The organism is Sphingobacterium sp. HJSM2_6, assembly GCF_049316305.1.
In the GTDB taxonomy this organism is placed as follows: Bacteria; Bacteroidota; Bacteroidia; order Sphingobacteriales; family Sphingobacteriaceae; genus Sphingobacterium.
The window spans coordinates 17243-29453 of sequence record NZ_JBMOXB010000025.1 but is presented as its reverse complement, the minus strand read 5'-3'; the positions used below and the strand labels follow the sequence as shown (position 1 = coordinate 29453).

11 protein-coding genes are annotated in these 12211 nt (G+C 36.4%); 6 read left to right on the top strand and 5 right to left on the bottom strand.

What is annotated here, in order from left to right:
* The first annotated feature begins 151 nt into the window (after positions 1-151).
* Positions 152-811: a YceH family protein gene (locus tag ACFRAE_RS17020; protein WP_422798376.1), complete on the top strand. Its 660-nt coding sequence runs from the start codon at positions 152-154 to the stop codon at positions 809-811.
* An 11-nt stretch (positions 812-822) separates the two neighbouring features.
* Positions 823-1836, top strand: a complete 1014-nt coding sequence (locus ACFRAE_RS17015; RefSeq protein WP_422798375.1) for a YCF48-related protein — start codon at positions 823-825, stop codon at positions 1834-1836.
* Between the two features lie 66 nt (positions 1837-1902).
* On the opposite strand, the gene ACFRAE_RS17010 is transcribed toward ACFRAE_RS17015, so the two are convergent.
* Positions 1903-2091, bottom strand: a complete 189-nt coding sequence (locus tag ACFRAE_RS17010; RefSeq protein WP_422798374.1) for a hypothetical protein — start codon at positions 2089-2091, stop codon at positions 1903-1905.
* 263 nt (positions 2092-2354) lie between these two features.
* On the opposite strand from ACFRAE_RS17010, the gene prpB reads away from it, so the two are divergent.
* From prpB to ACFRAE_RS16995, 3 genes are read left to right on the top strand one after another with little or no spacing between them, the layout of a single operon-like run.
* Entirely contained in the window at positions 2355-3251 is an 897-nt protein-coding gene (gene prpB, locus ACFRAE_RS17005) for a methylisocitrate lyase (protein ID WP_422798373.1), read from the top strand.
* Between the two features lie 4 nt (positions 3252-3255).
* Complete coding sequence (gene prpC / locus ACFRAE_RS17000; RefSeq protein WP_422798372.1) at positions 3256-4410, top strand: bifunctional 2-methylcitrate synthase/citrate synthase; 1155 nt, start codon at positions 3256-3258, stop codon at positions 4408-4410.
* A gap of 23 nt (positions 4411-4433) precedes the next feature.
* On the top strand, positions 4434-5885 hold the full coding sequence (locus tag ACFRAE_RS16995; protein ID WP_422798371.1) for a bifunctional 2-methylcitrate dehydratase/aconitate hydratase: 1452 nt from the start codon (positions 4434-4436) through the stop codon (positions 5883-5885).
* Positions 5886-5918: 33 nt separating this feature from the next.
* On the opposite strand, the gene ACFRAE_RS16990 is transcribed toward ACFRAE_RS16995, so the two are convergent.
* The 3 genes from ACFRAE_RS16990 to ACFRAE_RS16980 form a co-directional block, all read right to left on the bottom strand.
* Entirely contained in the window at positions 5919-8048 is a 2130-nt protein-coding gene (locus tag ACFRAE_RS16990) for a 3-hydroxyacyl-CoA dehydrogenase NAD-binding domain-containing protein (RefSeq protein ID WP_422798370.1), read from the bottom strand.
* A 21-nt stretch (positions 8049-8069) separates the two neighbouring features.
* Positions 8070-9233 carry an acyl-CoA dehydrogenase family protein gene (locus ACFRAE_RS16985; protein ID WP_422798369.1) on the bottom strand — a complete coding sequence of 388 codons (1164 nt, stop codon included), beginning with the start codon at positions 9231-9233 and terminating at the stop codon, positions 8070-8072.
* A 301-nt stretch (positions 9234-9534) separates the two neighbouring features.
* A complete protein-coding gene (locus ACFRAE_RS16980) occupies positions 9535-10020 on the bottom strand; it encodes a hypothetical protein (protein ID WP_422798368.1) in 486 nt (161 codons plus the stop codon).
* Between the two features lie 721 nt (positions 10021-10741).
* Between ACFRAE_RS16980 and ACFRAE_RS16975 the strand changes: the two genes are divergently transcribed.
* On the top strand, positions 10742-11494 hold the full coding sequence (locus ACFRAE_RS16975; RefSeq protein WP_422798367.1) for a class I SAM-dependent methyltransferase: 753 nt from the start codon (positions 10742-10744) through the stop codon (positions 11492-11494).
* A 77-nt stretch (positions 11495-11571) separates the two neighbouring features.
* On the opposite strand, the gene ACFRAE_RS16970 is transcribed toward ACFRAE_RS16975, so the two are convergent.
* Positions 11572-12129 (bottom strand): GNAT family N-acetyltransferase, encoded by a 558-nt coding sequence (locus ACFRAE_RS16970; protein ID WP_422798366.1) that lies wholly within the window; start codon positions 12127-12129, stop codon positions 11572-11574.
* Positions 12130-12211 lie beyond the last annotated feature (82 nt).

The window sequence follows — 12211 nt, the reverse complement described above, 5'->3', positions numbered from 1 at the left end:
ATACCAAATTCTTCCTATATCGAGTAATGAAACTATATGCTTAAGAATTTATTCCCCCCAAGAATTCCACTTGATCCTAATTCCATTACTTTCATCTCTATTATTTATATTATCTTTAGCGTCTACTAGTAAATAATGGACTCAATTTAAAATGGAAGACAACATAGAATTAACTCAATTAACTACAGAAGAAATTAGGGTATTAGGCTCTTTATTGGAAAAATCTAAAACCACACCAGAATATTACCCGATGACTTTAAATGCATTACAAAGTGCTTGTAATCAAAAAAGTTCAAGAAAACCTGTCGTGCAATATGATGAAAACTTAATCATTTCCACATTAGATGCCTTAAAAAAGAAAGGTCTTATTTCTACAGTAGTTGGTGGCGGATCACGAGTAACAAAGTATAAGCATAATGTTGCCATCAAATATCCATTACTACCTCAAGAATTGGCAGTACTATGTTTATTATTTTTAAGAGGGCCGTTAACCGCAGGTGAAATTAACAGCAATTCTGGTAGACTCTATGAATTTGAATCCTTAGAAGAGGTACAAGAATTATTGCAAAAACTAAGTTCCGAAGAAAGTCCCTATTTAAAACAATTAGCCAAAAGACCAGGCCAAAAGGAAGTACGATTTATTCATTTATTCAGCGATTTTGATGAAGATAGTTTCGAAGAAAGTCTTTCAGCACCTACAGAAAGTTCTTCCAGTAGAATAACCGAATTAGAACAACGAGTTGTCCAATTGGAAAACCAATTAAATACACTTCAGGAAAACTTCGATAAGTTAATGGCAGAACTTTCATAAGTAAAATAAATATGCGGATAACTAGCCTCCTACTCTTTATTACCTTGTTCTATCAATCTATCTCGGTAGGACAAACATTTGTTCCCTTATCTACTGGATCCAAGTCCAGTTTTAGGGGTTTGGAAACCTTCCAAAACAAAGTCATATGGGTAAGTGGAAGTGCAGGAACCGTAGGTAAGTCTTTAGATGCTGGAAAAACTTGGCAATGGGTTTCCCCAAAAGGATACGAGAAATTCGACTTTCGAGACATTGAAGTCTTTAGCAAGCAAGAAGTAGTTATCGTATCAGCTGGATCTCCTGCAGTCATATTGCACAGCAAAGATGGAGGCCAACAATGGAAGGAAGTATACCGGAACGAACATCCTGCTATATTTCTTGACGGAATGGATTTTCAAGGTAAAATAGGCTATGTACTAGGCGACCCCATTGATGGAGCCTTCCAATTGCTTGAAAGCAAAGACAAGGGAAGAACATGGAAGGATGTGACTGAAGAAATCACCTTATTCGCAGAACCCGGAGAAGCGGCCTTTGCAGCCAGTGGAACATCCATACAATTGTTAAAAAACAATGTTTACATAGGCTCTGGAGGTAAACATGCAAGTCTATTTAAGCGAAATAAAAAAGAAAATAAATTAGATATTGTCGATGTGCCCATCCAAAAAGGAGGCCCTGGAACAGGGATATTTTCAATTGACTTTTTAAATGAGCGTGTAGGCGTCGTAGTGGGTGGCAATTATGAAGAAGATCAAGATAACAGTAATAACATATACCTTACTAAAAATGCAGGCTTATCTTGGGACAAACCCGACAAACCTGTGTCTGGATATCGATCATGTGTCAAATACATCAATGCTAATACATTAATAGCCACGGGAACATCAGGAACCGATATTTCTGTCGATGCAGGAGTGACTTGGAAAAATATATCCAAAGAAAGTTTTAATGTCATTGCCAAATCCGCAAATGCTGCATTCATATATTTAGCGGGAAGTAATGGCAACATCGTACAATTGATTTTGAACTAAGAAAATCCGGCATTAAACTCGTAGCTTCCTAGCTTTACAATTGCATTTTCATTCCGCATGAAACACTTATTTTTTCAGCATTAATTCATATATAAAGTAAACTAACAGTAATACCACGATAGCAATTATCATGGTTCTTTTTAAATTGTTAGCCGCTGGTACATCATCTTTTTCCTTATCCAATATAGGAGGAGCTTCATTCGAAGCTACCGATTCTGTCCCATTTACAATATGCTCTTTATCTTTATCTTCCATTCTTTTCGTATTAAGGAATTCATCAAACATATACTCCTCGTAGAGGTACTTGAATAATTAACAGCGTACAGACCTAATTGTTTGACTAGCTCCTGCTGCATACCGAAACAGCAATAGCATTTCAATCGAAGTAGCGTTCAAAACCATGATTCTCCTAACAAAAAAATAATACCATCCGCTCTTAAAATAATGGATTTAATTCATTACATTAGTATAGGTAAGCTATTGTCACCCAAATAAATATATTACCCACCACATTATAAATGAAGTATCATAATATGACGAATTTACCATCTGCAGGAAAGAAATTAAGAATAGCCATCGAAGACGAAAATCCCCTTCAAATAGTTGGAGCAATCCATGCAAACCACGCGTTACTAGCAGAACAAGCAGGATTTAAAGCAATTTATTTATCAGGAGGCGGAGTAGCCGCAGGATCTTTAGGTATTCCAGATCTAGGCATTACCAATCTGCAAGACGTATTAATAGATGTAGAACGTATTACAAATGTTTGCCATTTACCCTTACTTGTTGATATAGACACTGGTTTTGGACCATCTGCTTTTAACATTGCCAGAACGATCAAAGCCTTACAAAAGTCAGGTGCCGCAGGAGTACATTTAGAAGATCAAATTGGAGCTAAGCGTTGTGGCCATAGACCCGGAAAAGAATTGGTATCCCTAGAAGAAATGGTAGATCGAATAAAGGCGGCAGTAAATAGCAAAACAGACCCAGATTTTATGATCGGCGCAAGGACTGATGCAATTGCTTCTGAAGGAATGGACATGGCACTCAAACGCGCAAAAGCATATGCAGCTGCTGGGGCTGATTTCATCTTTGCGGAGGCAGTTACTGATCTCAACGATTACAAACGCTTTTCACAAGAAACCAAGCTACCCATTCTCGCGAATATTACTGAATTTGGACAGACTCCCCTATTTACAGTTGATCAATTAAGCCAAGCTGAAGTGGCTATGGTATTGTATCCTCTTTCCGCTTTTCGAGCCGCCAATAAAGCTGCTCAGCAAGTCTATGATCATATACGTAAAGATGGTACCCAAGCACAGGTAATTGACCAAATGCAAACCCGAGATGAGCTGTATAAGAGCATAGATTACTACAAATACGAACAAGAACTCGATCACTTATTTAAAAAATAATCTCATGAATGATGCTAATTCTTCTTCTTTTAAGCCAAAAAAAAGTGTAGCGCTGTCTGGTGTACCCGCTGGAAACACAAGTTTATGTACCGTAGGTAAAAGCGGCAATGATTTACACTATCGGGGTTACGATATTTTAGATTTAGCAAATCAAGCCTCATTTGAAGAGGTCGCCTATTTGCTAATTTATGAAAAGCTTCCAAATGCTAAGGAGTTAGCAGCCTATGAATTAGACCTCATCAAATCGCGCGATATTCCCAATTCAGTGAAGGCTGCATTGCAATTAATACCAGCCAGCGCACATCCAATGGATGTATTAAGAACTTATGTATCCTTTATGGGAACCCTAGAACCCGAACCCATCCTACATGAAATAACGCAAACAAGACAATTATTAGATCGATTAATGGCTAGTTTACCATCAGCACTACTCTACTGGTATCATTTTAGCCATCATCAGCAAGAAATAGATGTAAATTCCACCGAACCCACACTTGCAGGTCATTTTTTAAAACTATTACATGGGAGTACCCCTTCAAAAGCATGGGTAGAAGCCTTACAAATTACATTAAATTTATACGCAGAACATGAATTCAATGCCTCTACGTTCACGGCAAGAGTCATTGCTGGAACCGGTTCAGACCTTTATTCCGCAATTACTGGCGCTATAGGCGCATTACGTGGACCAAAACATGGAGGCGCCAATGAAGTAGCCTATGAAATTCAATCGCGGTATACAAGTGCTGATATGGCAGAAGAAGATATCAAATTACGACTAGCAAATAAGGAAGTAATTATTGGTTTTGGCCATCCTGTGTATACAATTTCAGACCCTAGGAACCAAGTCGTAAAAGAAGTAGCTCAAAAATTATCCCATGCTATTGCAGACACGACATTATTTGATGTAGCAGAACGAATAGAATCTCTATTATGGAACCAGAAACAAATGTTCCCTAATTTAGATTGGTTTTCTGCTGTTGCCTATCATCACCTAGGAATCCCAACATCCATGTTTACCCCATTGTTTGTGATGTCAAGAATTTCCGGTTGGGGGGCACACATCATTGAACAACGTATCGATGGAAAAATCATACGTCCAAGTGCTAACTATGTGGGTCCTGAAAACAAAAAATTCATCCCTTTAAACGAACGACCATAAAACATACGTATTAATTCTTAATCATGTCGAATTACATTTCCAATAACAGACCAGATCCAGACCAAGTACTAGTCGACATTGCCGACTATGTCTTAAATTTTAAAATTGAAAGCAAACTCGCCTATGATACGGCACATTATTGTTTCATAGACAGCATAGGTTGCGCATTTGAAGCATTAACCTACCCTGCTTGCAGGAAAATGCTTGGCCCAATCGTTCCAGAAACAAGCGTTCCAAATGGAGCCAAAGTCCCTGGCACATCTTACCAATTAGATCCCGTACAAGCAGCCTTTAACATAGGTACTATGGTCCGTTGGTTGGATTTTAACGATACCTGGTTAGCAGCCGAATGGGGCCATCCATCCGATAATTTAGGCGCTATATTAGCTGTCTCTGATTGGATTAGTCGCCAGCAAATTGCAGTCGGAAAACCGGGACTTAGCATGAAAACAGTACTGGAAAGCATGATTATGGCCCATGAAATCCAAGGAGTTATTGCCTTAGAAAATTCATTCAACAAAGTAGGCTTAGATCATGTTATTTTAGTGAAAATAGCATCCACTGCAGTAAGTTCAAAGTTGTTAGGACTCTCCAAACAAGAACTAATAAACGCATTATCACTCGCCTTCGTCGATGGTCAATCGTTACGAACATACCGACATGCTCCCAATACAGGAAGCCGAAAATCATGGGCCGCAGGCGATGCAACCTCAAGAGCTGTATACCTTTCCCTCATTGCGCAAAAAGGTGAAATGGGCTATCCATCCGTATTAACTGCGCCTATATGGGGTTTCTACGATGTCTCATTCCAAGGAAAATCATTCCAGTTTCAACGACCATATGGAACATATGTTATGGAAAACATCCTTTTTAAAATATCTTTTCCAGCCGAATTTCATGCTCAAACGGCAGTAGAAGCCGCCATGACCTTACATCATCAATTAAAGGAAATGGGTAAAGATTTCACGCATATCCAACAAATAAGTATCCGCACCCATGAAGCGGCCATTCGAATAATAGATAAACATGGCCCCTTACATAATCCTGCAGACCGAGACCATGCAATTCAATACATGGTTGCCATACCGCTTATTTACGGAAGACTGACGGCAGCTGATTATGAAGATGAAGTGGCATTAGACGATCGAATCGATCAACTCCGGGCAAAGATAAGTTGTTTTGAAGACCAACAATTCACAAAGGATTATCACGATCCCGAAAAAAGGTCCATTGCCAACGGACTAAGCATAACGTTAATAGATGGAACCCAATTGCCAGAAGTGGTCGTAGAATACCCAATTGGGCATCGGATAAGACGTACCGAAGGTATTCCTAAATTAATCGAAAAATATAAGATTAATCTTCAGCGAATATATGACGAGGCCCAACAACAAGAAATACTATCAAAAACCTTAGATTACCATACCTTTCAGGAGACCAAAGTCCATGAATTAGTAGATCTAATGAGGAAATAAAACAGGAAACGGGAAGTGCTTACACTTCTCGTTTTACAATTTTATTAAATCCTTGCTCCAATTGCTTTTAAAATCAGTATAAAATTTAAACTCATCAAAAGCTAGTTTTTTCAATAATGCAGGAACTTTCCAATGTTCCCCATACCCTAAAAACTCATTGCAATCATTCACAAAATTTTGAATCCCAATCAAGTCAATATGACTAAATACCCCTCCAGTTTGAACAGCAAAACCTAATCCTAGAATAGAACCTATATCTCCATCGATCGGGTCTTCAATCACGCCTTCTTCCAAACAGCGAAAACTTTCTAAGGATACCGCATGTAGCAATCGATATTTAGTAAAAATCTTCAATGGCACCATTTTAAGAGTTTCCACATGTGGATCTTCCCATGCCTTAAGAATAGACAGGTCTTCGGCATACTCGTAAAATCCTTTAGTCGATTTCCTACCTTTCCTACCCGATTTAATCAATGAATTTAAATATGCTAACACACGCTCTTGAGACGAATTCAATGATGGGAGCTGACTCAACACTTGAGCCATGAGTTCCAATGAAATCTCGTCCAATACACGCAATGGCCCGGAGCTAAATCCTGCCTCCTTTGCTAACTTATCAATATAATCTACAGGTAATCCTTCCAATACCATCAGAATACCCTCCATTAAATAAGCAAAGAAAATTCTTGACGTAAAAAAAGCTGGACTATCATTAACTACAATAGGAATTTTCGATAAGGAACGCACAAAAGACAAGGCTTTTCCCAAAGTATGCGCACTAGTTTGTTCCGCTCGAATGATTTCCACCAATGGCATGCGGTCTACAGGAGAGAAAAAATGTAAACCAATAAATCGTGAAGCATCCAAACTAGCATTAGCTAATTTTTTAATCGGTAATGAGGTCGTATTTGAAGCATAAAATCCATTAGCCGTTAAAAAGCTTGATGTCTCTTGAATTAAAGCAGTTTTTGATGCTGCATGTTCATAGACTGCCTCAATGATTAAATCGGAATGATGCAAACTGTCAAGCTCATTAGCCACTTTTATTCTTTCCAGTAGCGACTGTGCATGTAGGAGATTGGCTTCCGATTTTCCAGCATGTTTCCTTGCTATTTTTGCGATGGTTTCCTTTCCGAGTTCTGCAGCTTCCACACTAATATCCTTCAAACAAACTTCATAACCCGCTTTTGCAACTTCATAAGCAATTCCACTCCCCATCATCCCTGCCCCTATTACGCTTATTTTTTTACCCTCAAAAGCGCAAATTGAAGGATACTTTTTTAAGTTAATTGCTTGATTAACGCCAAAGTGCAAAGTTCTAACCATTGCTTTAGTCTCCTTACAATTTAAGACATATTCTGACTGTACAAGATCGATGGTCATTAACTCCCTTTCCCCTAAAAATTCACCAGATTTAAATACACTTATACAAGCAACATGCGCTGGAATATTTAAATTCACCTTAAATGGCAGACTACTTTCATTAAATTGCTTAGCGCTATGCTGACCACATTCCGCATCAGGCAATAATTTATTTGGATACCGGTTCAAAAATTCCTGTATACTGGCAATCGAAGACGTTAAGTCTGTTGAAACTTCTTCTAAAATTTGAAGTCTCAGCGCTTCCTCCAATGAAACAAGATTACCCTGAGTCAACATATAGAAAGCATCCTCAAAACCTATGTAATTTTTCAAAAAAATCGCACTTCCAAAACCAGGAAAAACACCATAAGAAGCTTCTGGAAAACCAACTTCAATCAAATCCCCATAACCAAAACGTTTATCACAAATTAGTAACAAGGAAAAAGCAGCACTCAAACAGGAATTATTGATTAATCCTATTAAATATTTTGGATGTTGTCTTATTTGAACAATTAAATCAGAAATTTCAAACATCCTTCTTTTAAAATCTGTTCGTTCAGCAGCCTGTTCAAACAAATCATCCATACGTATACCGGAAAAAGAGCCATCAAAACACAAAATAACCGCTTCACAAGCTGATTTTTCCTTCAAATTAAGGATCCTTTTCAACAAAATTTTAAAAAAATAACTATCGATTATTGCAGGTTCATCCATATTATTGACAATCTTCAATAAATATTTCCCATCCACTAATTCCTCCTCTAATACCTGCACATCTAATAATTTACGTTTTAAATTCATTAATTTATTTTATAAAAATGATCAGCTTCGTGTATAAGATAATTTATCAATATAAACTTTAGCTAGTATCTCCAGCATAATTTCGGAAGTTCCTCCGATTATTGTACCCGAGCGAGCATCGCGATACAATCTAGCTATTTTATACTCTTCAGTGTAGCCATATCCTCCAAAAAATTGAAGACATTCATTCGCTACTTGAATATAGAGTTCACTTGCTTTCAATTTGGCAATACTGCATTCCTTAACGGCATACAAATGTTCATTTTGCAATCCGCAACAATGAAAGACAAACGACTTCAACACCTCAATATCTGCCATTAACCTTGATAAACGATGTCTCACAGCCTGGAATTCTTTCACATATCGACCAAAAGCCTTCCTCGAACGAATATAAGATAAAGTATAATTCACCGCACAATCTGCAGATGATAAACAATAAATAGAAGTGACTAATCTTTCCAATTGCAAACCTTCCATTAAATATTTAAATCCCTGATTGACTTGGCCAATCAGATTTTCCTTAGCGACCTTCACTTGGTCGAAATGGATCTCTGCAGTATCTGAGGCATGCCAACCCATCTTTGAGATCTTTCTCGAGGTAACACCCGCAGCATTCCGATCAATAACTAGTAAGCTAATTCCCTTGTTACCGTTGACTGGATTTGTTTTAACAGCGGTAATAATAAAATCAGACAAATACCCATTCGTAATAAAAGTCTTCGATCCATTGACTGTATAATATTCCCCGTCAAATGTAGCAGAAGTACCAATCCGCTGAATGTCAGAACCTGCATCAGGTTCTGTGATTGCAATAGAACAAATTTTTTCACCACGAAGTACTGGCTTTAAATAATTAGCTTTTATCCATGTAGACCCATATTTTTCTAAATAAGGAGCTGCCATAAATTGAATGACTAATGCCGAAATACTAAAACCCCCAGAAAAACATTGACTAATTTCGTCGCAAAATATATAAGCATAATAAAAATCCAATTCAAGGCCACCATACTCATTGGAAAAATTTAATCCTAAAAATCCCATATCCCCCAACTTTTTCCAAATCATTCGATCTATCTCACCTTTCAACTCCCATTCATCAATATGCGGAACAATTTCTTGCTGAATAAATGTTCTTAAACTATCACGAAACATGAAATGCTCAGCACTCATTTGACTATAAATCATATTTAATGCAATCGGTTTAATAATATGTAAAATACGCTTTTGATTAGCCTTGGCAAGTATCTAAAAGCTAAATTTAGTTATTTTTATTAGTATCAATAGACTTTAGTATTAGATTGACAAAAATAAATATAGCAAATTTATTTTTAAAATTACAAAATTTTCTAAATAATCACACAAATAAAAGAAAAAGAAAATAAGTGAGCTATTTTAATGCATGCGATATTTTGAATCTAGTAATGTAAAGAAAATATTATAAAAAATCAGTCTTAAAACGCCATTTTCGCACCATTGGCTAAAAATTTCATAATTCAAAGACATCTCGTTTGATTCGATTTATTTTTTCATCAAAAATTTCTGAAGGACAATTAATGAGTTGTCGCAAAGCAATCAACTGATAGAAACTTCGATCATCTAATATGTTTAAAAACAAAAATATTTCTTTCAATATTAATCGATCACGTTCATCAGAACAATTTGATAATAATTCCAATAAACTCAATTTAATTTCGCCTAAACTTAACTTATAATGGTTTAAACCACCACCTAGGCTCCAAAAACCCTGGTCTATAATATCCTTAAACTTGATTTGCTCAAAAAGCCGATATACTTCGTGTTGTTGTAAAATAGTAAGATTAGCAAGATTTGTGGAAGAAGTAAAACAATTATTTGCTACCTCCTTCATCTTAACGTCTAGTTCAAGATGATCTGTAAGTTGATTTGATAATTCCATATAGTTGTAATAATAATTTCTTTTCATTCCCCCAATGTTGATTTCAGTAAATTCCATCAACTTTAATCTTTCATAGTAAGATCCAGAAAAAGACCCTTATTTATTAACAACTAAATTATAGACCTATATGTACCTAAGCCTAAAGGTATGATTTTGATATGCACTAAAATCAAAAATGCACAAAAACCGAGTTAAGGTTATTTTTTACGATGATTAAGTTAAAATTTCTAATATTAATAATCTTAAGCAAATTTAATATATTTTAAATTAATAATCTGTTAAATATTATAAAATTATTTAATTTTAAATAATAATTAATGTAATTACCCTTATCAACAAAAACTTTTAAAACTTGCTAAGTTTGATTATTTATCCAACCCAAACCCTCAAACCATTATACCTTTAAACAAATAATGTTAACTTTAAAATAACAGAATTAACCTAGCTATTTCTACTTGTTCTATTAATTACGATTGGGAAATAGGAATACGCCAATTTAGCAACAAAGCCATTTCAATTGAAACGGCTTTGCAATGTTATCCTTAGGTATTAAAAAAAATAGCTTATATAAAAAAAAGGATGTGCAATTTTCGAACCAAAAAATAAACTGGAAATAGAAATACCCTTTTGGCTTCCAAACCCCAATTCAAAAGCCCTTTTTAACCTAATATCCTAAATAGCAGTACCTATCTATAAAAAAGTGCAATTTTATAAGGAAGAATTTTCATCAAATAGTTGTATATTTATTTACATTAATTGAAGTATAAACACAAGAAATATGGCAACTTTTAGCGACAATTTCTCCAATCAAGCTTCTATCTATGCCCAATTTAGGCCATCCTATCCCCATGAATTATATGATTTTTTAAGTAGCCTGACCCCACAGCACCAGTATGCTTGGGACTGTGGTACTGGCAATGGCCAATCGGCCATCCATTTAGCAGATTATTTCGAACAAGTATACGCTACAGATCCAAGTGATGCTCAAATAGCTAACGCTTTTTCGCATGAACGCGTGCATTACAAAGTAGAAAAAGCGGAAGATGTAAACTTAAATCCTCAAAGTATAGACCTCATTACCGTAGCACAAGCGGTTCACTGGTTTGATTTTGAAAAATTCTATGACAAGGTAAAAAAGGTCCTTAAAAGAGATGGAATTATTGCAGTTTGGGCATATGATCTCCCACAAATCAATAATGAGATCGATCCAATCATTAAAAATTTCTATAAAAAAATTGTGGGCCCCTATTGGCCTGAGGAAATCAAATCGATAGACCAAGGTTATACGACCATCCCCTTTCCATTTCGGGAAATTGAACCCCCAGAATTCTATATTCGCAAACGGTTAAAGCTAGAAGACTTATTCGGTCTTTTATTAAGTTGGTCTGCCACTCAACGATATATTGCGCAGGAAAAGAAAAATCCTATCGATCTAATTCGAGCGGAACTGAGCGCTCTATGGTCAGATCCGCTATCCATTAAAGTTGCTTCTTGGAAGATTATGCTTCGTGTTGGCAAGCCAAGCCATTAGGCAGCTACCTATATAGGCAAAAAAAGCGATTTCATCCATTTAATGCGGTTGAGATCGGATTTGCAGAAGTAAATTTTCTACTCCTGATCTCGGCTCATGGAAGCATCTGACTCGGATAGCATTTTCTCGAATGCTTTTCTAGCGGAGCCTCTTAAATAGACTTGTCCACAAAATTGGTATCCTAATTTTTCAAATATCCTAAGCATTGGCAAGTTATCAAAATTGGTATCCGCACGGATACTATTGACTTGGTTTTGGATACAGATTTCTTCTAACTGGATTAACATCCAAGTAGCTAAACCTTTGATGTAATTCAACTGGGAAACTGCCACCCGATGAACAACGGCGTAATTACCTGAAGTAAGCCAAGACCCTTCTATAAAAGCATATGCAGGGTCATCCGAGAAAATCAACGCAAAATAGCCCAGTATCAGTTCATCTCGAACACAGACATAGCCATAGCCTTGCTCAATATCACGTTTCACTACCTCCAGGTTCGGATAACCATCCTGCCATTGATTACTTCCCTCATCCCTTCGTTTAACTATTGCTTCTTCTAATATGGACCAAATTAGAGCTGCATCTAGGTCATGTGCCTTCCTAATTGTCAATTTATCAAATACGTTTTCACCCATGATCTTAAAGTTATATTTTTTTATAGAAACGGATATCAATAAATTTAATTTATTTTTCAAAGCCAGCATAGACCTACTTCTA

Bases quoted from the DNA above. Each gene is read 5' to 3' on its own strand.
- ACFRAE_RS17015 (WP_422798375.1), top strand. From the start codon at position 823: ATGCGGATAACTAGCCTCCTACTCTTTATTACCTTGTTCTATCAATCT.
- ACFRAE_RS17010 (WP_422798374.1), bottom strand. From the start codon at position 2,091: ATGGAAGATAAAGATAAAGAGCATATTGTAAATGGGACAGAATCGGTA.
- ACFRAE_RS16990 (WP_422798370.1), bottom strand. From the start codon at position 8,048: ATGAATTTAAAACGTAAATTATTAGATGTGCAGGTATTAGAGGAGGAA.
- prpB (WP_422798373.1), top strand. From the start codon at position 2,355: ATGAAGTATCATAATATGACGAATTTACCATCTGCAGGAAAGAAATTA.
- ACFRAE_RS16995 (WP_422798371.1), top strand. From the start codon at position 4,434: ATGTCGAATTACATTTCCAATAACAGACCAGATCCAGACCAAGTACTA.
- ACFRAE_RS17020 (WP_422798376.1), top strand. From the start codon at position 152: ATGGAAGACAACATAGAATTAACTCAATTAACTACAGAAGAAATTAGG.
- prpC (WP_422798372.1), top strand. From the start codon at position 3,256: ATGAATGATGCTAATTCTTCTTCTTTTAAGCCAAAAAAAAGTGTAGCG.
- ACFRAE_RS16975 (WP_422798367.1), top strand. From the start codon at position 10,742: ATGGCAACTTTTAGCGACAATTTCTCCAATCAAGCTTCTATCTATGCC.
- ACFRAE_RS16970 (WP_422798366.1), bottom strand. From the start codon at position 12,129: ATGGGTGAAAACGTATTTGATAAATTGACAATTAGGAAGGCACATGAC.
- ACFRAE_RS16980 (WP_422798368.1), bottom strand. From the start codon at position 10,020: ATGGAATTTACTGAAATCAACATTGGGGGAATGAAAAGAAATTATTAT.
- ACFRAE_RS16985 (WP_422798369.1), bottom strand. From the start codon at position 9,233: ATGATTTATAGTCAAATGAGTGCTGAGCATTTCATGTTTCGTGATAGT.